The organism is Stenotrophomonas genospecies 3 (assembly GCF_054473855.1).
Genome location: NZ_JBTMUR010000004.1, coordinates 256,840 through 279,831 on the forward strand (window position 1 = coordinate 256,840; position 22,992 = coordinate 279,831).

A 22,992-nucleotide genomic window follows, 5' to 3' on the forward strand; every position below is an offset into this window, starting at 1 on the left:
GCGCTGTGCCGTACCTGGCGCGGCGCTCAGTGCATCCCAAGGTAGGCGACCTTGGCCCACATCCACAGGGCCATCGCCACCATCATCAGGTTCTCGGTCAGGGACACGAAGCCCAGCGGCACGTTGCTGTCCCCGCCCACACAGGCGCACTTGAGTTCCCGGCGATCGACATAGACCGCCTTGAAAACCGACACGGCCCCGACGGTCCCGATGAACAGCGCCAACGGAATCGACACCCACATCCCCACGCCCGCGACCATCAGGACGCCTGCGATGGCCTCCGCGAACGGGTAGAAATAGGCATACCGAACCCAGCGCTTGGCCAGCAGGTCGTAGTTGAGGAACATCGTCGCGAAGCCGTCCACGTCCTTGAGCTTCTGCAGCGCCAGGAGACACATGGCAAAGGCCACGAACCACTCTGCCGCCTGAATGCTCCAGAGCTGGCCGAAGGCCGCCCAGCTCGCCGCCAGCGCCATCGCGGCCGCCATGGCGAACAGCGCGATCACAGGGATGTAGGTCACGGCGTTCTTGTCCTTCACGGACATGCCGAAGAATTTGCGCAGGTCGTCGTAGCCGCCCACGCGCCGCCCGTTTATGAAGACCTGGGGCGTGGTCTCGACGCCATGCTCCTTCTTGAACGCATCCGTCTGCTCGCGGCTCGCCAAGTGTTTGTCCTCGACCTCGTAGCCCTTGCGGTTGAGCAGATCGAGCGACTTCAGCCCGTAGGGGCAGGTATGGCCGGGCATGACCATCCGGTAGAGCGTGGCTTGTTTGGGCGCAGACATGCTGGACTTCTCCTGTGGGACTTTTCATGGGCCGGCCGCAGCGCCGACTATCACGGATTGAAGGACTTTGACGACATTTCCAGCCTAACCGGCGGTGGTGCAAGGGGGTGTAGACATCTGGCTCGCGGGTCGGTCGTCAGGCTGCAACGCCGTCAGTCCTCCGTCTGCCAGAGCAACCCCGCCGCAGGCCGGCGCGCCCGCGGCGGCACGCTGGGTCCTAGTGGTTCTCCTTGGCATGGTTGATCGTGTATTTCGGGATCTCGACGGTCAGGTCCTCGTTCGCCACGATGGCCTGGCAGCTCAGGCGCGATTGCGCCTCTAGCCCCCAGGCCCGGTCAAGCAGGTCGTCCTCGCACTCCTCGACCTCGTTGAGGGAATCGAACCCCTTGCGCACGATGCAGTGGCAGGTCGTGCAGGCGCAGCTCATGTCGCAGGCATGTTCGATCTCGATGCCGTTGTCTAGCAGCGCCTCGCAGATCGAGGTGCCGACCGGCACGTTCAGCTCGGCGCCCTCGGGCGCCAGTTCAGGATGGGGCAAGACGGTGATCTTGGGCATGTCTCTCCCGGCTGCTCAGTGCGCACGCGGCTTCGTTGCCGCTGCGTTGCCACTTGTACGCCGTGGCACGGCGCCGGTGCGCGCTTCGGGCTCGTCGTCGCTGGTATCGAGTTGCTCCAGCGTGTGCAGGATCGGGCAGTCGGGCCGTTCGTCGCCGGCGCAGCACCGGATCAGCGCCTTGAGCGTCTCGGCCATCTCCAACATGCTCGCGATGCGCCGGTCCAGCTCGGAGATGTGCTGCTGCGCCAGGCGCTTGACGTCGGCACTCTGGCGCGACTTGTCGTTCCACAGTCCCAGCAGGTCCGTGATCTCGGCCACCGAGAAGCCGAGGTCGCGCGCACGCCGGATGAAGTGCAGCCGGTGTACGTCGTCCTGGCTATAGGCGCGGTAGCCCGAATCGTTCCGGTCGGCCGGGGGAATCAAGCCGATCTGCTCGTAGTAGCGGATCATCTTGGCCGAGACCTTCGAGGCCTTGGATGCTTCACCGATGTTCATGGTGTTCCTCCTTTCTCAATGAGCGGTATCCGCCGCCAGCGGCGGCTGGAAGCGGCGCAGGCGCAGCGCGTTGCCGAGCACGAACACGCTGGACAGCGCCATCGCTCCGGCCGCGAAAATTGGGGACAGCAGCACACCGTATGCGGGGTATAGGACGCCAGCAGCTACCGGGATCAGGGCCGTGTTGTAGCCAAACGCCCAGAACAGGTTCTGGCGGATGTTGCCGATGGTGGCCTTGGACAGCGCGATGGCATTGGGCACACCCTGCAGGTTGCCGGACATCAGCACCACGTCGGCCGACTCCACCGCCACGTCGGTGCCGGTGCCGATCGCCAGGCCCACGTCGGCCTCGGCCAGCGCCGGCGCATCGTTAATGCCGTCACCCACGTAGCCGATCTGGCCGTGGGTGGCCTTTAAGCGGCGCACGGCTTCGACCTTGCCCTCGGGCAGCACTTCGGCCACCACCTCGTCGATGCCCAGTTGCTTGGCGATGGCCTGCGCGGTACGCGCGTTGTCGCCGGTGATCATCGCCACCTTCAGGCCGAGCTGGTGCAGCGCGGCAATGGCCGCGGGCGTGCTGGACTTGATCGGATCGGCCACCGCGATGATGGCGGCCAGTCGGCCGTCGATCGCGGCGTACAGCGGCGACTTGCCCTCATTGCCCAGGCGCTCGGCCGTGCGAGCGAAGCCGCTCACGTCCAACCCCAGCTCACGCATGAAGCGATCGGCACCGACCTCGACACGCGCGCCGTCCACGGTGGCACGCACACCCATGCCCGTGACCGAATCGAAGTCGGTCATCGTCGGCAGCGCGATGCCACCTTCCACGGCCGACTCGACGATGGCGCGTGCGATCGGATGCTCCGAGCGCGATTCGACAGAGGCGACCTTCGCCAGCACCTGGTTGCGGTCAAAGCCGTCGGCAATCTCCAGGTCGGTCAGGACCGGGCGGCCCTCGGTCAGCGTGCCGGTCTTGTCCACGGCCACCACCTTGGCGTCCTTGAGCAGTTGCAGGGCTTCACCCTTGCGGAACAGTACGCCCATCTCGGCGCCGCGGCCCGTGCCGACCATGATGGAGGTCGGCGTCGCCAGACCCATGGCGCACGGGCAGGCAATGATCAGCACCGCCACGGCATTGACCAGCGCGAAGGACAGCGCGGGCGACGGGCCGAACACCAGCCAGACCAAGAAGGTCAGCACGGCGGCCAGCATGACGGCGGGCACGAACCACAGTGTCACCTTGTCCACCACGGCCTGGATCGGCAGCTTGGAACCTTGCGCCTGCTCGACCATGCGGATGATCTGCGCCAGCATGGTCTGACCGCCCACGGCGGTGGCACGCAGCGTCAGCGCACCCTTCTGGTTGACGGTGCCGCCGACCACGGTGCTGCCTTCCGCCTTTTCGACGGGAATCGGCTCGCCGGTGATCATCGACTCGTCCACGAAGCTGCGGCCCTCGGTCACTTCACCATCGACCGGCACGCGCTCGCCGGGGCGCACTTCCACGATGTCGCCCTGCGCCACGTCGTTGATCGGGATGTCCACGATGCGGCCGTCGCGCAGCACGTGCGCCTCCTTGGCCTGCAGGCCGACCAGGCGCTTGATGGCCTCGGAGGTGCGGCCCTTGGCCCGTGCCTCAAGAAAGCGGCCCAGCAGGATCAGCGCCACGATGACGGCGGCCGCCTCGTAGTACACGTTCACCGTGCCGGCCGGCAGCAGACTGGGCGCGAATGTGGCGACCATCGAATAGCCGAAGGCCGCGGCCGTGCCGACCGCGACCAGCGAGTTCATGTCGGGACCCAGGCGGAACAGCGCCGGGAAGCCCTTCTCGTAGAAGCGCCAGCCCGGAATGGCGAGCACCAGCAGGGTCAGCACGAACTGCAGATACCAACTCTGCTGGATGCCGATGGTGGAAGCCACCCACTCATGCATGCCGGGAATCATGTGCGAGCCCATTTCGAGCACGAACACAGGCAGCGCCAGCACGGCGGCCAGGGTCAGGTCGCGCTTGAGTTCGGCGCGCTCGGCGTCCTTCTTCTCGGCGGCTTCCTCGTCGGCCTGCGCGCCGGTATCCACCGGGTTGGCCTCGTAGCCGACCTTCTCGATGGCCGCGATCAGGTCCGCCACGGCGGCCACGCCGCGCACGGTGGCACGCTCGGTCGCGAGGTTGACCGTGGCCTCGGTGACGCCGGGCACGGCCTTGAGTGCCTTCTCGACGCGGCCCACGCAGGAGGCGCAGGTCATGCCCTCGACCGCCAGTTCGACGGTGCCAGCCGGCACGTCGTAGCCGACCTTCTCGACCGCCTGGATCAACGCGATGCGATCGACAGGACCGGCCAGGCGGATGTCCGCCCGCTCGTTGGCGAGATTGACGGAAACGCTGTCCACGCCCGGCACCTTGGCCAGGGCGGCCTCGACTCGGCCGACGCAGCTCGCGCAGGTCATGCCCTCGATGGGTAGGCTGATCGCTGCTGCGGTGGCACGAGCATCACTCGTTATTGGCATGCTCATGGTTGTTTCCCATAGTTGATATTCGACACGGGGGGAGCTTGGGGTTTACCATCGTGGGAAGGTCAAGCGCTTTTTTCGGGTACTGTCAGGTTTCAGAAATGGCCCGGCGCACGGGGGAAACGAGGGGCCTTGGTCGCCAGGCTCGCCCTGGTCCCGGGCTGTGCGCGCGCTCAAGCGGTCGCAGCCTCGTTGATCCTGAAGGGCACGAACAGCCGTTCGAGGGTAGGAATTTTTGAGAGATGACTCCACGCAAACCAGTCAGTGCCCCACCGAAGGGCCCAAGCACCGATCTGGCCTCCCTGTCACAGAATGACGTGACCATCCTGGCCGAGACTTTCCGGCTCCTGGGCGATCCGTCGCGGCTCAAGGTCATGCTGTGCTGCATGAAGGGGTCCACGTCGGTAAGCGACATCGCGGAAGCCGTCGAACTCTCGCAGTCGTTGGTCAGCCATCACCTTCGACTGTTGCGTGGAGCCCGTCTGGTCAGGGGCGTGCGCCAGTCCAAGCAGATCTTCTATGAGGTAGCGGACAAGCACGTGAGCCAGGTGCTGCTGGACATGGCCATCCACATCGTTGAGGACAACAGCGACGACTAGCCTTGGTGCGAAACAGCCCTTACCGCGTCCCGTGAGGCCTATCCTTTCGGTCAGATCCGGTGCAAGTCATCCACGACCAGCACGTGATGGTGCCCGCCTTGGTTCGCGTGCTGACGCAAGTGGGGGTGATCCGCCGACAGGTTCGGATGGTCATGGGCCAAGTCCGACGGGTCGCTGGCCGGCCACAGCCGAAGCGCCAGCGCCACGCCAGCCAGGCCGATCAAGGACATGACGACGAACGTCGATTGCAGCCCCGTGGCCGCGCCGAAGCGTCCGGCCAGCGGGTAGCAGATGAGCCAGCAGGCGTGCGACAGCGCGAAGTGGGCCGCGAAGATCGCTGGACGGTCCTCGGCGTGGGCCGAGCGGCGCAGAAGACGGCCGGATGGCGTCTGCGCCACGCTGTAGCCAAAGCCGATCACCAGCCACAGCGGCAGCAACAGCACATAGCTCGGCAGCAGTGCGCCGATCGCCGTGCCCACGACGAGGACAGCGGCGCCGGTGAGCATCGCGGGTCGGTCGGCTACTTTCTCCAGTAGGGACGGCAAGACGAAGGCGGCCACCATCGAGCCGCCTCCGAACGCCGCCAGTGCCCACGCCACCTCGACTTCGCCCAGGCCGAAACGCGCCTTCACGAGCACCACCGTGTTCACGAACACCATCGCGCCTGCCGCCGAGACGGCCAGGCTGATCGCCAGCAGGCCCCGCAGGCGTGGCGTGGCGAGGTAGATGCGCGTGCCGCGCGTCGTTCGCTCCCAGATGCCGCGGCGCCGGCCGGGGACGGACGTGGGCAACCGCACGCTGACCACGAGAGCGGCTGAAACGAGGAAACCGAGCACCGTTCCTGCGAACAGGTTGTGAAAGTTGATGACGGTCAGCAGCGCGGCGGCCAGCATCGGGGAAATCAGGCTTTCCAGGTCGTAGGCCAGCCGGGACAGCGACAGCGCCTTCGTGTAGTCCTCTTCGTCGGGAAGGATGTCCGGGATGGTGGCCTGGAAGGTCGGCGTGAAGCCGGCGGACGCCGCCTGCAGAACGAAGATCAGCAGGTAGATCTGCCAGACCTCGGTGACGAAGGGCAGGGAAAGCGCGACGGCCGCTCGCACGAGGTCCAGCGCCACGAGCAGCGAGCGCCGCGGGAGCCGGTCGGCGAAGGCCTGCGCGACCGGCGCGACCCCCGCGTACGCCAGCATCTTGATGACCAGCGCCGTCCCGAGCACCGCGCCTGCATCCGCGCCGGCCAGCTCGTAGGCCAGCAGGCCGAGCGCCACCGTCATCAGGCCGGAGCCGACGAGCGCGATCACCTGGGCGGTGAACAGGTGGCGGTAGGTGCGGTTCTTCAGCACGGAGAGCATCGGACGGCCTCAGAGCAGTTTGGTCAGCGCCTTCATTTCGGTCAGAACGGAGTCCTCGTCATGGGACAGGCAGTGGTCGATGTGGTCGTGGATCAGGACGCGCTTGGCCGCCGTCACCGCGCTTTCCACCGCCGCGAGCTGGCGGGCGATGTCGAGGCAGGTTTCTCCCCCTTCGATCATCCCGATGACGTGCCGCAGATGCCCCTCGGCGCGCTTGAGCCGCTTCACCAGGTCGGGATGGGTGGTGTGCTTATGCATGTCTTCCATGCTGAAATCATATCCCCCTAGGGGGGGATATTGCCACTGGATGTTAGATCAACGGCTGCTTGCCAAGCGTGGGGAATGGTCGCCGAGCCAGGCTAAGGCAATTGCCCGGAGCGGCATCCCGGCCGTGGTGAGACGCGGACACAAATGTGCAAATCAATTCACATGAACACATATTCATGTGTTATATTTTGAGCCACAGTCAAAGACCCAGTTTCCCGAGGCCCCATGTCCCAATCCCACGCACATGACCATGGTCACGATCACGACCATGATCATGACCACACCCCGACCGTGACCAGCGCCAACGAGCGCAAGGTCCTGCTGTCCTTTTTCCTGATCTTCGGCTTCATGGTTGTGGAGGCCGTCGGAGGCGTGCTGTCGGGCTCGCTGGCCTTGCTGGCCGACGCGGGCCACATGCTGACCGACGCCGCGGCGCTCGCACTGGCCTACGCAGCATTCCGGTTCGGCCGCCGCGCGGCCGACAGCAAGCGCACCTTCGGCTACCTGCGCTTCGAGGTCATCGCCGGTTTCCTGAACGCCGTGACCCTGTTCGCGATCGTCGCCTGGATCGCCTACGAGGCGTGGGAGCGGCTGCAGGCGCCGCCCGTGATCCTGGCCGGCCCGATGATGATCGTCGCCGTGCTCGGCCTGCTGGTGAACGTGCTCGTGCTGTGGATCATGACCCGCGGAGAGACCGATCACGTCAACGTGAAGGGGGCCATCCTGCACGTGATGGGCGACCTGCTCGGCTCGGTCGGCGCCATCGTCGCTGCGATCGTCATCTACCTCACGGGCTGGACGCCGATAGATCCCATCCTGTCGGTCCTGGTGGCGGCGCTGATCCTGCGCAGCGCATGGAAGCTGCTCGCCAAGTCGATCCACATCCTGCTGGAAGGCGCGCCGGAGGATGCTTCGCCGGAAAAGGTGGAGCAAGGCCTGATGGGCGCCGTGCCGGGCCTGGCGGCCGTCAGCCACGTTCACGTGTGGCAGCTCACCTCCGGGCGCACGATGGCCACGCTGCACGTTCGCCCCAACGTGGACGAGGAAGCACGCGCCGTGGTCAAACGCGTCGAAGCGGTGCTTCGAGAGCAATTCAGCATCGAACACGCCACGGTCGGGATCGACTGGAACTCGGGCACCGACGAGAACGTCTGCAGCTTGCAGCCCACGTCGGAGCGTCAGGACCACAGCGGCCACGATCACAGCGGTCATGACCACAGCGGCCATGATCATGGCAATCACAAGCATGGCGGCGGGCACAGCCACGGCCATGACCACGACCATTCCGCTCCTGGTCACAGGCATTGAGGCCGCGCGAGCCGGCTCGCACTCCACTTGAGGATTTGCATCCATGACGTCCCGCGAAACCACCAGCGCCGACACCTCGCAATGCTCGACCACCAGCCACGACGCGGCGACCGATGCCCTCGCAATGTCGCAAAGTGACGTCGCTGTTCTGGCCGAGACCTTCCGCCTGCTGGGCGACCAATCGCGATTGAAGATCCTGCTGCAGTGCATGCATGGCTCGGTCGCCGTGGGGGACATCGCCGAAGCGCTCGACCTGTCGCAGTCTCTGGTCAGCCATCACCTGCGGCTGCTGCGCGGAGCGCGCCTCGTGCGCGGCGAACGCCAAGCCAAGCACATCTTCTACAGCATCGCGGACCAGCACGTCAGCCAGGTGCTGCAGGACATGGCGGTCCACATTTCCGAGGACAAAGCCGACGACTGACCAGGCCCAAGCACCCAGGCGAATGGCAGGTTGCGAGGCGCCGGTACCCACGCCGCCGGTTAGCCTCAAGGACGTCCTCGATGCGGCCTGGGCGCAACAGCCTGAATCGCGGGCCCTGCCTGGGCGCCGGGATGCCGCGCAGGCACAGCAATGGGCGGCGGCAGCTTGGACGCCTGAGCCTCCCGCGCTCGCAATCACCCACAAGACCGACCGGTTCAACCGCATAACGGCATTCGTGAGCTGGATGTCGGAGTGGCCACGGCGACGACGCGGGGTTCCCCACCACCTTGTCCATGCAGCCTGCCCGCTAGGGCAACCCAAAGGGCTTGACCTTGCCTTCGTTGTAACGCCCAGCCTCCACACAAATTTCTGCAGAGCGCTTCGGAAGGGCCGGAGTCCTGCATCCAAGAAAGGGGCACTTCCATGCGTAAAAAAATCAGAATCGTTGTGGTGGCAGGCGTCATCGCAGCCGTCGGGGGCATAGCGATTGCCGCCCGCGACGCCAAGGACGAAGGCAAGGCCGCGGCACCCCCGGCGGACGCGCCGATGGCGCCGCAGGTGCCCGTGGCCGAGGTCATCACCCGCACGGTCGCGCCATCGGCCGAGTACACCGGCTTCCTGGCCGCGCCCAAGACCGTCGAGCTGCGCTCGCGGGTCGGCGGCGCCGTCGATGCTGTGAGCGTCCCCGAGGGCAGACTGGTGCGCAAGGGACAACTGCTGTTCCAGATCGACCCCCGGCCGTTCGAGGTCTCGCTCGACACGGCTGCGGCGCAACTGCAACAGGCCGAGGTGCTGGCCAGTCAGGCCCAGGCCGACTTCGACCGCGCCGAGCGCCTGGTGGCGACCGGCGCTGTCGCGCGCAAGACCTACGACGATGCCGTCTCCGCGCGCAGTGCGCGCCAGGCCCAGGTGCAAGCGGCCAAGGCCGCCGTCGCTGCGGCGCGGCTGGATCTGTCCTACGCCCGCGTCACGGCGCCCATCGCCGGGCGCGTTGACCGCGTGCTCGTGACCGAGGGCAACCTGGTCAGCGGCGGTGTCGCCGGCGCGGCCACGCTGCTGACCACGGTCGTGTCCATCGACCCGCTGCACGTGTACTTCGACATCGACGAAGCCACGTACCTCAACGTCGTGAGCCGCTCGCGGCCCGCTGCGGGCGCCGGCGGCAAGGCCTCGCTGCCCGTGCAGGTCGGGCTGACCACGGACAAGGGTTTCCCGCACAGGGGCGCGCTCGACTTCGTGGGCAACACCATTGACCGAAGCACCGGCACGATCCGCGTGCGCGCCGTTGTGCCCAATCCGGATGGGCGCATGGCACCCGGCATGTTCGTCCGGGCCAAGCTGTCCACCGGCGCGGCGCGCGAGGCCGTCCTGATCGACGATCAGGCCGTGGGCACCGACCAAGGGCGCAACTACGTGCTGGTTGTGGGCGAGAACAACCAGGCCCAGTACCGGCCCATCGAACTGGGGCCGGTGGTGGACGGGCTGCGCGTCATCAACGGCGGCCTGCAGGCCGGTGAGAAGATCATCATCAAGGGCCTCGTGCGCCCCGGCATGGCGGTCACGCCGCGCATGGTGCCCATGCAGGCGCCCGCGGCACCGGCCGCAGGCGCGGCCGGCGCGACCAAGGCTGCGGCAAACGCTCCGGCTCCCGCTGCGGCGCCTGCCAAGGCCGGTGGCGCGGACCCCGCCAAGGCTGACGGCGCGGCCGGCTCGGCGGAGGCCCGCAAATGAATTTCCCCCGCTTCTTCATCAACCGGCCGGTCTTCGCCATCGTCCTGTCGCTGCTGATGCTGATCGCGGGCGCGATCAGCTACTTCCAGCTGCCGCTGAGCGAATACCCGCAGGTCACGCCTCCCACGGTGCAGGTCACCGCTAGCTATCCCGGTGCCAACCCGCAAGTGATCGCCGATACCGTGGCATCACCGCTGGAGCAGGCGATCAACGGCGTAGAAGGCATGATGTACATGCAGTCTCAGATGTCCACCGACGGGAAAATGGTGCTCACCGTCTCCTTCGAGCAGCATATCAACGCCGACATTGCGCAGATCCAGGTGCAAAACCGGGTCTCGCGGGCGTTGCCGCGCCTACCGCCTGAAGTTCAGCGCATCGGTGTTGTCACCGAGAAAACGTCGCCGGACGTTCTCATGGTGGTGCATTTGCTTTCGCCTGGAGGTCGATATGATCCGCTGTACGTCTCCAACTACGCCACACTTCATGTGAAGGATGAGCTGGCTCGTACGCCAGGCGTCGGCGATGTCCTAGTCTGGGGCGCCGGGGAGTATTCGATGCGGGTCTGGCTCGAACCCGCCAAGGTCGCTGCTCGTGGGCTGATCGCGAGCGACGTGGTTGCCGCCATCCGCGAGCAGAACATACAGGTTGCCGCTGGTTCGGTTGGTCAGCAGCCGGATGCCTCGGCGGCGTTCCAGGTCACGGTCAACACTCTGGGCCGACTGTCGAGCGAGGAGCAATTCGGCGAGATCGTCGTGAAGACGGGCGCCGACGGCCAGGTAACTCGCCTGCGGGATGTCGCCCGCATCTCGATGGGGGCCGATTCCTACTCTTTGCGCAGCCTGCTCAATGGCGAGCCGGCGGTGGGGATACAGATCATCCAGAGCCCGGGCGCGAACGCGCTGGATGTGTCTAGCGCGGTGCGCGCGGCAATGGACCGACTTCAAGCCAAGTTCCCCGACGGCATTGAGTATAGCGTCGCCTACGACCCCACGGTCTTCGTGCGCGCCTCGCTCCAGTCCGTCGCCGTCACGCTGCTGGAGGCCATCTTCCTGGTGGTGATCGTGGTGGTGCTGTTCCTGCAATCCTGGCGCGCGTCGATCATCCCGCTGATCGCCGTGCCGGTCTCGCTGGTCGGCACGTTCGCGGTGATGCACATGTTCGGTTTCTCGCTGAACACACTGTCGCTGTTCGGACTGGTGCTGTCCATCGGCATCGTGGTGGATGACGCCATCGTGGTGGTGGAGAACGTGGAGCGCCACATAGCGCTGGGCGAATCACCCAAGGACGCGGCGCGCAAGGCGATGGATGAAGTGACTGGCCCGATCCTGGCCATCACCTCGGTGCTGGCAGCGGTCTTCATCCCCTCGGCGTTCCTGTCGGGGCTGCAGGGCGAGTTCTATCGCCAATTCGCGCTAACCATCGCGTTCTCGACCATCCTGTCGGCGATCAACTCGCTTACGCTGTCGCCAGCGCTGGCCGCCATCCTGCTCAAGCCGCACCACGGCGCGGCCAAGCCCGATCGCGTCACGCGCATCATCGATGGCGTGTTCGGCGGCTTCTTCCGCCGCTTCAACAGCTTCTTCGACCGCGCCTCGAATTCCTACGTCGGGGGCGTGCGCCGCGCGGTGCGCGGCAGCGCCATCGTGCTGCTGCTCTACGTCGGCTTCCTGAGCCTGACCTGGCTGGGCTTCCACAAGGTGCCTGCGGGCTTCGTGCCCGCCCAGGACAAGTACTACCTCGTGGGCATCGCCCAGCTTCCGACCGGCGCCTCGCTGGATCGCACCGAGGCGGTCGTCAAGGAGATGACCAAGATCGCACTGGCTGAGCCGGGCGTCGAGAGCGTGGTGGCCTTCCCGGGCCTGTCGGTCAATGGACCGGTGAACCAGCCGAACACCGCGCTGATGTTCGCCATGCTCAAGCCCTTCGATGAGCGCAAGGACCCGTCGCTGTCGGCCTTCGCCATCCAGGGCAAGCTCATGGGCAAGTTCAGCCAGATCCCGGACGGCTTCGTCGGCATCTTCCCGCCGCCGCCGGTGCCGGGCCTGGGTTCTATGGGCGGCTTTAAGCTGCAGATCGAGGACCGGGCGGGCCTGGGTCCCGAGGCGCTTGCACAAGCACAGGGCCAGATCATGGGCAAGGCCATGCAGGCGCCCGAGCTGGCGAACATGCTCGCCAGCTTCCAGACCAATGCGCCGCAGTTGCAGGTGGACATCGACCGGGTGAAGGCCAAGTCGCAGGGCGTGTCGCTGACCGAGGTGTTCGACACCCTGCAGGTCAACCTTGGCTCGCTCTACGTCAACGACTTCAACCGCTTCGGTCGCACCTACCGGGTAATGGCCCAAGCCGATGCGCAGTTCCGCATGCAGGCTGAGGACATAGGCATGCTCAAGGTGCGCAATGCAGCGGGCGACATGATCCCGCTGAGCGCGATCGCGACCATCGAGCGCAGTTCCGGCCCCGACCGGGTGATGCATTACAACGGCTTCCCCTCGGCCGACATCAGCGGCGGGCCAGCGCCGGGCTACTCATCCGGCCAGGCCACCGCCGCGATTGAGAAGATCGTGAGCGAATCGCTGCCGGACGGTATGACCTACGAATGGACGGACCTGACTTTCCAGGAAAAGCGAGTTGGCAATACTGCTATCTATATCTTCGCGCTGGCGGTGCTGCTCGCCTTCCTGTTCCTGGCGGCCCAGTACAACAGTTGGTCGCTGCCGTTCGCTGTGCTGCTGATTGCACCCATGGCGCTGCTCTCGGCGATCGCCGGCGTCTGGCTCTCTGGGGGGGACAACAACATCTTCACGCAGATCGGTTTCGTGGTGCTGGTCGGCCTGGCCGCCAAGAACGCGATCCTGATCGTGGAGTTCGCCCGCGCGAAGGAAAGCGAAGGGGCCGATCCGCTGGCAGCCGTGCTTGAAGCCGCGCGCTTGCGGCTGCGCCCGATCCTGATGACGTCGTTCGCCTTCATCGCTGGCGTGGTGCCGCTGGTGCTGGCCAGCAGTGCGGGCGCCGAGATGCGCCACGCGATGGGCATCGCGGTGTTCGCCGGCATGCTGGGCGTGACGGTATTCGGCCTGGTGCTGACGCCGGTGTTCTACGTCGTGGTGCGCAAGCTGGCGCTGCGCCGCGAAGCGCGCCATGCCCGTGTCGGCATGACCGACCAGCACGCATGACGGCCAGGAGGACATACGACATGAAAACATCTTTCGCATTCACACGACCCGCCAGGACGCTGGCGCCGCTCGCCCTCGCGACGGCGTTGACTGGCTGCTCCATGGCACCGAAGTATGACCGGCCCGCAGCGCCGATCGACACGGCTTATCCCTCGGGCGCGGCCTATGTGGAACCGGCGGCCGCGACGCCCGACGACGCGATCACGGCCGAGATCGGCTGGCGGGACTTCTTCCGCGACCCGCTGCTGCAGCAGTTGATCGGCATTTCACTGGAGAACAACCGCGACATGCGCAAGGCCGCGCTCAACGTGGAGGCGGCTCAGGCGCTGTACCGTATCCAGCGTGCCGAGATGCTGCCGAACCTGGGCGTTTCCGCCCGCGGCGCGTCAGAGCGCGCACCGGCCGACCTCAGCACCACGGGGCAAAGCGACGTGCTCCGGCGCTACGACGTGGCCGGGGTGACGGCCGCCTGGGAACTGGACCTGTGGGGCCGCGTCCGCAGCCTCAGCGACCGGGCGCTGGCGTCCTACCTGGCCCTCGACGAGACCCGCATCGCCACGCAGATGAGCCTGGTGTCCGAGGTGGCCAGCGCCTACCTCACGCTGCGTGCCGACCAGGAACTGCTGCGCCTGACGAGCGACACCCTCGCCACGCAGAAGCGCTCCTACGGGCTGACCACCCAACTGGTGGAAGTGGGCAACTCCACGCAGCTCGACCTGCGCCGCGCAGAGATCGCGCTGCGCACCGCCGAGGCCAACCATGCCGCCTACACGCGGCAGGCGGCCAAGGACCGCAACGCGCTGGTGCTGCTGTTGGGCCAGCCGCTGACGCCGGAGCTGTCCCGGCAGCTTGACGAGGCCATGGCGCTGCCGGACGACATCGTGCCGACCGGCCTGCCGAGCGGCCTGCCGTCCGAACTGCTCGCGCGCCGGCCGGACATCCGCGCCGCCGAGCAGATGCTGATCGGCGCCAACGCCAACATCGGCGCGGCGCGGGCCGCGTTCTTCCCGATGATCAGCCTCACGGGCTCGGCGGGCACGGCCAGCGCTTCGCTGGACGGCCTGTTCGATTCGGGCTCGCGGGCCTGGAGCTTCCTGCCGCAGATCACGCTGCCCATCTTCCGCGGCGGCGCGCTGCGCGCCAACCTGGACGTGGCGCACGTACAGAAGCGCATCGAGATCGCCAACTACGAGAAGTCCATCCAGGCGGCCTTCGCCGAGGTGGCCGACGGCCTGGCGGGCAAGCGCACGCTCGATGAGCAGATCCGCGCGGAGCAGCTCCTGGTGGCGGCCAGCCAGAAGGCCTACGAGCTGGCCGAGCAGCGCTTCCAGGAGGGCGTGGACAACAACCTCACTGTACTCGACGCGCAGCGCACGCATTACGGCACGCAGCAGACCCTGGTGCGCACGCGCCTGACGCGGCTGAACAACCTCATCCATCTGTACAAGGCGCTGGGCGGCGGCTGGACTGAGCACACGGTGCAATCGGGCGCCACGGCGCAGCAGCCCGCCCGGTCGCCGGGATGAGGGCCGGCGCGCAGCGGTGGCGTCCCCCATCGCTGCGCGCGGAGAGCTGGATGAGGATTGGTGAACTCGCGCGCTTGACCGGCACGCCCCTGAGAACATCAGGTTCTACGAACGGGAGGGCCTGCTGCCCGCTCCCGAGCGGTCCCGCAACAACTACCGGCGCTATGGCCCGGCCCATGTCGAGCGGCTGTACCTGATTCGCAACTACCGCGCGTCGGGCATCGGCCTGGATGACATGCGCAACTTGCTGGGCTGGACGCATCGCGAGTCCCCGGAACCCGAGCTGCTGACGCAGGCTGTCCGGGACCATCTCGCCTGTGTCGAGGAACGCATGGCGCAACTGACCCGGGTGAAAGAGCACCTGCTCGCATTGGAACGGCAGGCTGTTCCTTCTGCCGCTCGGGAGATTTGCGAGGAGCGACCAGGCTGCGGCGGTTCATGAGCATCGTATGGCCGAATCATGGTCTAATAACTGAACATATATTCATGTGTGTAATAATTCCGGCCAGACAAACGAACAAGAAGGACCGCCCATGACCGACCAGAGCATCACGCGCCGAAACATCGGCGTTCTCACCGCCGCGCAGGCGCTCGGTGGCGCCAGCGCGCCCATCGTGATGTCGCTGGGCGGGCTGGTCGGCCAGCAGCTTGCCAAGGACTCGGCCTCGATCACCTTGCCTGTGAGCCTGTTCGGCCTGGGTCTTGCCATCGGCACCTTGCCTGCGGCGTTCATCATGCGGCGCCATGGCCGCCGCAACGGATACGTGGTCGGGGTCGGCTTCGGCGTGGCCTCGGGCCTGATCGCCGCGCTGGGCATCATGCTGGCCTCGTTTTGGATCTTCTGCGCCGGCACCTTCCTGGCGGGCTTCTACGGCGCGTATGTGCAGAGCTACCGCTTCGCAGCCGCCGACACCGCCGAGGACGCGCTCAAGGCCAAGGCGATTTCCTGGGTGATGGTGGGGGCTCTCGCGGGTGCCATCATCGGGCCGCAGTTGGTGATCTTCACGCGCGACGCGGTAGCGGGCACGCCCTACGTCGGCAGCTTCCTCAGCCAGGCGCTGCTGCCGCTGATCGCCCTGCCGATCTTGCTGATGCTGCGCACGCCGCGCCAGACCCCGGCCGAAGCCGCCGCCGACAGCGGCCGCACGGTGCTGCAGCTCTTGGCGATGCCGCGCTACGCGCTGGCCGTGGCCGCAGGCGTGGTGTCCTATGGGGTGATGGCGTTCGTGATGACCGCCGCGCCGGTGGCGATGGTCAACCACGGGCATTCGGTGGACAACGCCGCCCTGGGAATCCAGTGGCACCTGCTGGCGATGTTCGGGCCGAGCTTCTTCACTGGGCGGCTGATGGTGCGCTACGGCAAGGAGCGCGTGACCGCCGTGGGCATGGTGCTGCTCGCCGCCTCCGGGGTGGTGGCCCTGGGCGGGCTCGGCCTGTCCCACTTCTGGGGCTCGCTGGCGCTGCTGGGCATCGGCTGGAACTTCAGCTTCATTGGCGCGACGGCGATGGTCACCGATTGCCACACCCCGGCCGAGCGCAGCAAGGCGCAGGGCATGAACGATTTCTTCGTCTTCGCCGCCACGGCAGCCGTGTCGTTCCTCGCGGGATCGATCCTGCACAACTCGGGCTGGCAGGCGGTCAACTGGATGATCTTCCCGGCCCTGGCGCTGATCTTGGTGCCGCTGCTGTGGCAGACCGCGCGAAAGCCGGTGCGGCTAGGTCCGGGCTGATCGGGCCGATGCGGAAGGTGTTCCATCTAGCGGTCACCTCAGGCGCTACATCACCTGCCTCCACCGCTGCAGCTTCGACAGCGCGTTGTCGTAGGCGGCGGAAGTGAAGGACTGGATCTTGCGCCGAGGGTTTTCATCGGCATCAACGGCGAAATGAGGGCCTTGACCTTCCAACAATGGGAGGCCCTACAGTGACGCCATCAACCTCATTCAAGGAGTTTTTCATGAGAGTCAACAAGTTCAGCCTGTTGTTCATTGCGGGCGCCGTCGTGGTCGCCATCGGCCTGAGGGCCGTTCAGAAGAAGGTGGTCCCGTCGGGTGAAGTGATGCAGGCCAATGCGAGCGGAGGTCACCATGGGCACGCGATGCCCTCCAGCGCCTCGGCCAATGACAGTCCTTCCACGACCGCGTATCGCGCCGTGAACGACCAGATGCACGCGGGGATGGGAGCGCAGTTCACTGGAAACGCCGACGTCGATTTCATGCGCGGCATGATCCCGCACCACCAGGGCGCGATCGACATGGCCAAGGTGGCGTTGCAGTACGGCAAGGACCCGGAGGTCCGCAAGTTGGCCGAGGAGGTTATCTCTGCGCAGGAAGGCGAGATCGCCATGATGAATAAGTGGCTTGGAGAACGCGGCCAACAGGCGGGGACCGGCAGCTCGGGCGACGCCTCGACGACCGCCTACCGTGCCGGCAATGACCGCATGCACGCCGACATGATGATTGACTTCAGCGGCGATGCCGATGTGGACTTTATGCGCGGCATGATCCCGCATCACCAGGGCGCGATCGACATGGCCAAGGTGGCGTTGCAGTACGGCAAGGACCCGGAGGTCCGCGAGTTGGCTCAGGAGGTTATCTCTGCGCAGGAAGGAGAGATCGCCATGATGAAGAGCTGGCTTGCCGCTCGGGGAAAGTGAAGGCACGACCATGAACCAAGCCAGCACCCCGCGCATCATCATCTATAGCACTCCAGCCTGCCCGGACTGCCGGGTGCTGAAGGAGTGGCTGTCCCAGCAGAGCATCGTGTTTGAAGAACGCGACCTGACCGACCCGAAGATTTCTGCGGAAGCCAAGTCACGAACCGGCGTGCGCGTGGCTCCGATCACGCTCATCGGTAATGAGGTCTTCTATGGCACCTTTGCGAGCCAGAAGCCGGGGCTGATGAAGGCGCTCGGCCGTTCGACAAGTAGATGAAGGGTCTCAAGAAATACTTGGCCCGCGCTGCCGTCCAAGCTCCCAAGATACGCCGCCACCGCGCACCACGGCGGCGATATGCTGCCCCAGCCGCTGCTCGATCATCGGCCGCCACGGCACCAACCTGAATCCCATGCCGTCGTCCAGCATCGCGTAGCGCCCGCTGGCGAGCATGACGCTGCGCCGGTAGATGCCAGCCACACGCTGCCCGTCGGCCACCGGGCGATGCTCCAGGCCGGTTTCAGCGGCAATGTCCTTCGCGGCCTGTGCCAGTTCCCGGTTGCGCAGCGTGCCCAGCAGGTTGCGCGCCAGGATCACGCGCTGCCCGCGCCGCTCGGCCAGCGCCTGTTCGGCCAGGAAGTCGGCGCGCTGTTGCATGGCCTGGCCTCGCCACCAAAGCCTAGGTCGCCCAGGCCCGAGCCGCCGCCGATCAACTGCTGGTCGAGCCACGTGGCCCCGATCACGCGGGCCTGCCGCTCGATGGGCAAGTGCGATTTCAGCTCCACGGCCACGCCGCCCAGGCGCTGCGCGTCGTACTGGCGGCCACGCTCGGCCAGGTCGTCCGGCACCTTCCATAGCCCTTCGGCAACGCGCTCCACAATGCCGGCCCGACGCAGGGCCCATTTAGTAGATGGAGTGCCGCCGGTCTTAGCCGCATGCAGCGTTAAGGCGGGCTTGATATTAAGGCCTCTGAGAAGCGTCGGAGGTAGCCTAGCGATGTCAGCTTCTGGCATGAAGCAGCCGTGAACTTCAAGAGGAGCGAGGCGCGTCAGCGTACGGCCCGTAGCGGACGAGACTCTAGCGATGTCGACCACTACTAGTCCTGAGTCGCTAAGGCCAACCGCATGCTTCGTCCGACTCCCCGCGAACCCTCGTAGGGCACCTAAAGGGGCTCCTTACTTGTTAAGGACCGACAAGGTTGGACCGATGTCACGGCGGCGCTTGCCTCCTGGGCTGTTGGCGAGGGCCAATCAGCCGCGGACGTCAGCTCTGCCCCTAAGTCACTGCAACCATAGGTTCTCAGCCCTTGCGCAACCATAGGTTCAGCCAAAACGCAAACCTATGGTTGCCCGTCTAACAGCAATGCCATGCGGAGTTCCCTGAACGCCAGCCTTATTTATACACCAGTCAGTTCAATATTCAGGGTTGATTAGACCCCCTAACGGATAATTCACACCTGTCGACCGCCTCCTCTCTCTCCCCCTTCCCGGGAGGCGGTCGACGAAACCAAAATAATTAAAGGTGTGTCCCGATGAACAAGAATTCGCTGCTTGCCCTGGGTCTTCTGGCTGCTCTGCCGTTCGCTGCATCGGCAACCGATGGCCTGTCGTACAACTACGTTGAAGGCGGCTACGTGAACACCGATGCCAAGGGCGGCGACGCCGATGGCTGGAAGGTGAAGGGTTCCGTTGCGGTGCACCCGAACTTCCACGTCTTTGGCGACTACAGCGCCCAGGAAACCGACAAGTTCAAGAATGACGTCGACCAGTGGCGCCTGGGTGTCGGCTACAACTACGGCATCGCACCGAACACCGACCTGGTGGCCCGTGTTGCGTACCAGAAGTACGACGAGAAGCGCGGCCTGGACTTCAACGGCTACTCCACCGAAGTGGGCGTGCGCACCGCGTTCAACCCGTACGTGGAAGGCTACGTGATGGCCGGCTACGAAGATTTCAGCAAGAAGCACGGCATCAACCCGGACGGCGAGTTCTATGGCCGTGTCGGCGCCACCGCCAAGTTCAACCAGAACTGGGGCCTGAGTGGCGAAGTGAAGCTGGCCAAGGCCGGCGACCGCGAGTGGTTCGTGGGCCCGCGCTTCACCTGGTAACAAACGCCTGTCGTTAGTGCGTGTTGTGCTGGCGTGTGACTCTCTCTCTCTCCCACACGCCAACCGAAGCCCGGCCTCGCGCCGGGCTTCACTTTTATGGGCCCCGTGGCGCCACAATGCGGCATGGGCGACCCTTCCTCTCTTGCAGGCACCGGCACGACCTACCAGGAGCATCTGGCGCCTGCGCCGCTGCGCGGCCACTTCGGCCAGCTGTGGCAGAGCCAGCTCCCTGCCGATGCCGATGGGCACATCACCGTATTGCCCGATGGCTGCGTGGATATCCTCTGGCGCGACGGCGGGCTGTTCGTGGTCGGCCCGGATCGGGTGGCTGCACATCCGGCACTGGCACCCGGTGCACAGGTACTGGGGGCACGCTTCCGACCTGGCCAGGCATTGGCCGCGCTTGGCCTGCCCTTGGCCGAGATCATCGGCCAGGCGGTGCCACTGGCCGATCTGAAGGGCACGTGGGCGAAGAAAGCTGCGGCTTCCATCGGTGACACCGCGCCTGCGCAGCGCCTGCAGCGGATGGCGTACTGCCTGCAGCAGCATATGGGCGCGGCCGCACTCGACACCCCGGCGCAGCGTGCACATGTCCTGTTCCAGGCGCTCGCCGGGGGTCACGCCACGCTGGATACGCTGGCGGCGCACTTGGGCCTGAGCCCGCGCAGCCTGCGGCGTTTCAGCCAGTCGCAGTTCGGCTACGGCGCCAAGACGCTGGAGCGCATCCTGCGCCTGCAACGCTTTCTTCGCCATAGCCGCGCGCTGCCACTGCATTCGTTGGCGATGCTGGCCGCTGATGCCGGCTATGCCGACCAGGCCCATCTCAGCCGCGAGGCGCGTGAACTGGCGGGCATGACCGCCAGCGAGCTGCGCCTGGAGTGGGGACAATGATGGCCGTTTTGTTCAAGACCACTGTGCTGCATTGATCGATGCTGGGCTCCCACCACGGAGCCTCGCCATGAATCCTGCCGCGCCCCACGATGCCGAACGCCGCATCGATAACATCGAATTCAACGTCGCCGACATTGACCGTAGCACGCGCTTCTACGGCGAGGTGTTCGGTTGGCGCTTCACCGACTATGGCCCGGCCTACACCGAGTTCGACGACGGCCGTCTGAAAGGTGGCTTCGTGGCCGACGCGGCGGTGCGTGCCCACGGGGGGCCGCTGGTGATCCTCTACTGCACGGACCTGGCGGATGCACAGCAGCGCGTGGTCGCCGCCGGTGGCGAGGTGGTGCAGGCGGTGTTCGCCTTCCCCGGTGGCCGTCGCTTCCACTTCCGCGATCTGGATGGCTACGAGCTGGCGGTCTGGAGTGATATGGATTGAGGTCTTCGTACCTTCGCCGGTGGACGGAACGAGAACCGCTCCGTCCCCGGTCAGGCGGTTCCGTTATGATCGCCCGCACATCGCCACGCGCGATGCGCCCGCCTCAAGCCAGCAGGAACCGCCGTGAACTCCCAGCCCGCACCGATCACCGCCCTCAACCACACGCTCGACAACGAGCCGCAGCAGATCACCGCGCCGCTCACCCATTCGGCGGCGTTCCTGGTGCTGAAAGTGAAGGATGACGAGGCGTCGATCGCCAAGGCGCGCGAGGTGCTGGCCAGCACCGACGACCTGATCAAGAACACCGCCATCCGCGAGATCGAGCGCACCTTCACCTGCAACGTGGCCATTGGCCACCGCGTGTGGCAGCCGCTGGTGGGTACCACCCCGCCGCGTGAGCTGGCGCCGTTCCGCGAGATCAAGGGCGCGACCCACACCGCGGTGTCCACGCCGGGCGACCTGCTGTACCACATCCGTGCGCGCACCATGGACCTGATCGTGGCATTCGAGCGCAACCTGCTGATGGCGTTCGGCGATGCGGTGGAAACGGTCGATGATGTGGCCGGCTTCCGTTATTTCGATGGCCGTGACCTGCTCGACTTCGTCGACGGCACCGCCAATCCGGAAGGGCTGTCGTTGCCGGAAGCCACCATCGTGGGCGATGAAGATCCGGAGCATGCCGGTGGCAGCTACGTCGTGGTGCAGAAGTACCTGCACAATCTTGATGCCTGGCGCGCGCAGAAGACCGAGGCGCAGGAAGCGATCATCGGCCGCACCAAGCACGACAACATCGAGCTGGACGATGCACCGGCCGATGCACAGAAATCGCACAAGACCCTGTGCACCATCGAAGACGCCGACGGCGAGCACGAGATCCTGCGTGACAACATGCCGTTCGCCAACCCGGGGCGTGGCGAGTACGGTACCTACTTCATCGGCTACACGCGCCGCCTGTGGGTGATCGAAAAGATGCTCGAGCGCATGTTCATCGGCAATCCCGCGCCGCTGCATGACCGCATTCTCGACTTCTCCACCGCCACCACCGGCGTGACCTTCTTCGCGCCCTCGCGCAAGGTGCTGGCCGACCTGGGCGATTGATCGCGCCGGGCAGTGCCGACCGCCATCTGCCTGTCATCTACCGCGCCGACCATCAGACGTTGGATGGAGGCGCAGGAGACGGGCGATGGCCATGGCAGGAAACAGGACCGGCGTGCGCCGCTGGTGGCGGCCGTTGGCCGCATTGTTCGGTGCGCTCGCACTTGGTAGTGCCAGCGTTTCCGCGCAGGAGGCTCCCGCACACTGGATGGCCTATGCCGCCGCCGTGGGCGGCCAGTTGCAGCAGCGCCTGCAGCAGGAGCAGAACCCGCAGGCGCAGCGCGTGCTGGAATGGCTGCAGGCACACCCTGATGCACCGACGCCGTTGCCGGTGAGCGTGTGGATCGCGGCGGATGGCCGCATTTCGAAACTCGAATTCGACAGCCTGGGCGACGCCCAGATCGACGCCGACCTGCGCGCGACATTGCAGTCCGCGCCGTTGCAGGCCGCGCCACCAGCCGACATGCGTCAGCCGCTGCGGCTGGGCCTGCTGCTTACCCAGTAGATCCACGCCATGCGTGGATGCGCCTGGTAGATGCCGACCTTGGTCGGCACGCACGCCAACCAAGGTTGGCGACTACCGGTAGGCCCCCAGCCACGCATGGCGTGGCTCTACTGATCTTGCGGGTGCAGTAGATCCACGCCCTGCGTGGATGTGTTGGGTAGATGCCGACCTTGGTCGGCAGGTGTGCGCCAACCAAGGTTGGCGACTACCGGTAGCCCCAAGCCACGCATGGCGTGGCTCTACTGATCTTGCGGATGCAGTAGATCCACGCCATGCGTGGATATGTTGGGTAGATGCCGACCTTGGTCGGCAGGTGTGCGCCAACCAAGGTTGGCGACTACCGGTAAACCCCAGCCACGCATGGCGTGGCTCTACTGATCTTGCGGGTGCAGTAGATTCAGGCCCTGCGTGGATGTGTTGGGTAGATGCCGACCTTGGTCGGCAGGTGTGCGCCAACCAAGGTTGGCGACTACCGGTAGCCCCAAGCCACGCATGGCGTGGCGCTACTGATCTTGCGGGTGCAGTAGATCCACGCCCTGCGTGGATGTGTTGGGTAGATGCCGACCTTGGTCGGCAGGTGTGCGCCAAC

At 65.9% G+C, this 22,992-nt stretch carries 21 protein-coding genes and 1 pseudogene; 15 read left to right on the forward strand and 7 right to left on the reverse strand.

The genetic code is table 11. The annotated features are described in order from the left end of the window. Positions 1 to 26: 26 nt before the first annotated feature. The 4 genes from ACX9OT_RS07730 to ACX9OT_RS07745 all read right to left on the reverse strand — a co-directional run bounded on the left by ACX9OT_RS07730 (position 27) and on the right by ACX9OT_RS07745 (position 4,347). Positions 27 to 785, reverse strand: a complete 759-nt coding sequence (locus ACX9OT_RS07730; RefSeq protein ID WP_049462210.1) for a MauE/DoxX family redox-associated membrane protein — start codon at positions 783 to 785, stop codon at positions 27 to 29. Between the two features lie 217 nt (positions 786 to 1,002). Next, positions 1,003 to 1,341, reverse strand: coding sequence for an ISC system 2Fe-2S type ferredoxin (gene fdx, locus ACX9OT_RS07735; protein ID WP_008786744.1), 339 nt, complete (start codon positions 1,339 to 1,341; stop codon positions 1,003 to 1,005). Positions 1,342 to 1,356: 15 nt separating this feature from the next. Further along, positions 1,357 to 1,836 (reverse strand): Cu(I)-responsive transcriptional regulator, encoded by a 480-nt coding sequence (gene cueR / locus ACX9OT_RS07740; protein WP_049462209.1) that lies wholly within the window; start codon positions 1,834 to 1,836, stop codon positions 1,357 to 1,359. A gap of 15 nt (positions 1,837 to 1,851) precedes the next feature. Further along, a complete protein-coding gene (locus ACX9OT_RS07745) occupies positions 1,852 to 4,347 on the reverse strand; it encodes a heavy metal translocating P-type ATPase (RefSeq protein ID WP_049462208.1) in 2,496 nt (831 codons plus the stop codon). Between the two features lie 314 nt (positions 4,348 to 4,661). On the opposite strand from ACX9OT_RS07745, the gene ACX9OT_RS07750 reads away from it, so the two are divergent. Beyond that, positions 4,662 to 4,943 carry an ArsR/SmtB family transcription factor gene (locus ACX9OT_RS07750; protein ID WP_425523792.1) on the forward strand — a complete coding sequence of 94 codons (282 nt, stop codon included), beginning with the start codon at positions 4,662 to 4,664 and terminating at the stop codon, positions 4,941 to 4,943. 50 nt (positions 4,944 to 4,993) lie between these two features. Here the strand turns inward: ACX9OT_RS07750 and ACX9OT_RS07755 are convergent, their stop codons facing one another. Next, positions 4,994 to 6,292 carry an MFS transporter gene (locus ACX9OT_RS07755; RefSeq protein ID WP_277778850.1) on the reverse strand — a complete coding sequence of 433 codons (1,299 nt, stop codon included), beginning with the start codon at positions 6,290 to 6,292 and terminating at the stop codon, positions 4,994 to 4,996. 9 nt (positions 6,293 to 6,301) lie between these two features. Continuing rightward, a complete protein-coding gene (locus ACX9OT_RS07760; protein ID WP_169708473.1) occupies positions 6,302 to 6,550 on the reverse strand; it encodes a metal-sensing transcriptional repressor in 249 nt (82 codons plus the stop codon). Between the two features lie 234 nt (positions 6,551 to 6,784). Between ACX9OT_RS07760 and ACX9OT_RS07765 the strand changes: the two genes are divergently transcribed. The 9 genes from ACX9OT_RS07765 to ACX9OT_RS07805 all read left to right on the forward strand — a co-directional run bounded on the left by ACX9OT_RS07765 (position 6,785) and on the right by ACX9OT_RS07805 (position 17,648). Next, a complete protein-coding gene (locus tag ACX9OT_RS07765; RefSeq protein ID WP_149909467.1) occupies positions 6,785 to 7,867 on the forward strand; it encodes a cation diffusion facilitator family transporter in 1,083 nt (360 codons plus the stop codon). A gap of 43 nt (positions 7,868 to 7,910) precedes the next feature. Beyond that, complete coding sequence (locus tag ACX9OT_RS07770) at positions 7,911 to 8,288, forward strand: ArsR/SmtB family transcription factor (RefSeq protein ID WP_049462204.1); 378 nt, start codon at positions 7,911 to 7,913, stop codon at positions 8,286 to 8,288. 423 nt (positions 8,289 to 8,711) lie between these two features. Continuing rightward, complete coding sequence (locus tag ACX9OT_RS07775) at positions 8,712 to 10,019, forward strand: efflux RND transporter periplasmic adaptor subunit (protein WP_277778849.1); 1,308 nt, start codon at positions 8,712 to 8,714, stop codon at positions 10,017 to 10,019. Then, positions 10,016 to 13,192, forward strand: coding sequence for an efflux RND transporter permease subunit (locus ACX9OT_RS07780; RefSeq protein WP_134952122.1), 3,177 nt, complete (start codon positions 10,016 to 10,018; stop codon positions 13,190 to 13,192). The genes ACX9OT_RS07775 and ACX9OT_RS07780 overlap by 4 nt, the downstream gene beginning before the upstream one ends. 20 nt (positions 13,193 to 13,212) lie before the next feature. After that, the gene (locus ACX9OT_RS07785) at positions 13,213 to 14,718 is read left to right on the forward strand and encodes an efflux transporter outer membrane subunit (RefSeq protein ID WP_277778848.1); all 1,506 of its coding nucleotides are present in this window, start codon (positions 13,213 to 13,215) and stop codon (positions 14,716 to 14,718) included. Between the two features lie 97 nt (positions 14,719 to 14,815). Next, positions 14,816 to 15,160: a MerR family transcriptional regulator gene (locus ACX9OT_RS07790; protein WP_430543207.1), complete on the forward strand. Its 345-nt coding sequence runs from the start codon at positions 14,816 to 14,818 to the stop codon at positions 15,158 to 15,160. Between the two features lie 91 nt (positions 15,161 to 15,251). Continuing rightward, positions 15,252 to 16,448 (forward strand): MFS transporter, encoded by a 1,197-nt coding sequence (locus ACX9OT_RS07795; RefSeq protein WP_049462200.1) that lies wholly within the window; start codon positions 15,252 to 15,254, stop codon positions 16,446 to 16,448. A 224-nt stretch (positions 16,449 to 16,672) separates the two neighbouring features. Continuing rightward, complete coding sequence (copM, locus tag ACX9OT_RS07800; RefSeq protein WP_071228802.1) at positions 16,673 to 17,371, forward strand: CopM family metallochaperone; 699 nt, start codon at positions 16,673 to 16,675, stop codon at positions 17,369 to 17,371. Positions 17,372 to 17,381: 10 nt separating this feature from the next. Further along, positions 17,382 to 17,648: a glutaredoxin family protein gene (locus tag ACX9OT_RS07805; protein WP_008786730.1), complete on the forward strand. Its 267-nt coding sequence runs from the start codon at positions 17,382 to 17,384 to the stop codon at positions 17,646 to 17,648. Between the two features lie 6 nt (positions 17,649 to 17,654). Here the strand turns inward: ACX9OT_RS07805 and ACX9OT_RS07810 are convergent. Further along, a pseudogene (locus ACX9OT_RS07810) lies at positions 17,655 to 18,382 on the reverse strand (DUF3363 domain-containing protein). Positions 18,383 to 18,900: 518 nt separating this feature from the next. Here ACX9OT_RS07810 and ACX9OT_RS07815 point away from each other — a divergent pair. From ACX9OT_RS07815 to ACX9OT_RS07835, 5 genes are all read left to right on the forward strand, one after another. Further along, positions 18,901 to 19,476 (forward strand): OmpO family porin, encoded by a 576-nt coding sequence (locus tag ACX9OT_RS07815; protein WP_043034956.1) that lies wholly within the window; start codon positions 18,901 to 18,903, stop codon positions 19,474 to 19,476. A gap of 123 nt (positions 19,477 to 19,599) precedes the next feature. Beyond that, positions 19,600 to 20,367 (forward strand): helix-turn-helix transcriptional regulator, encoded by a 768-nt coding sequence (locus tag ACX9OT_RS07820; RefSeq protein WP_049460942.1) that lies wholly within the window; start codon positions 19,600 to 19,602, stop codon positions 20,365 to 20,367. A 67-nt stretch (positions 20,368 to 20,434) separates the two neighbouring features. After that, the gene (locus ACX9OT_RS07825) at positions 20,435 to 20,803 is read left to right on the forward strand and encodes a VOC family protein (RefSeq protein ID WP_049460944.1); all 369 of its coding nucleotides are present in this window, start codon (positions 20,435 to 20,437) and stop codon (positions 20,801 to 20,803) included. Between the two features lie 123 nt (positions 20,804 to 20,926). After that, a complete protein-coding gene (locus tag ACX9OT_RS07830) occupies positions 20,927 to 21,901 on the forward strand; it encodes a Dyp-type peroxidase (protein WP_049460946.1) in 975 nt (324 codons plus the stop codon). Between the two features lie 85 nt (positions 21,902 to 21,986). Then, positions 21,987 to 22,403 carry a hypothetical protein gene (locus ACX9OT_RS07835; RefSeq protein ID WP_049460947.1) on the forward strand — a complete coding sequence of 139 codons (417 nt, stop codon included), beginning with the start codon at positions 21,987 to 21,989 and terminating at the stop codon, positions 22,401 to 22,403. Positions 22,404 to 22,992 lie beyond the last annotated feature (589 nt).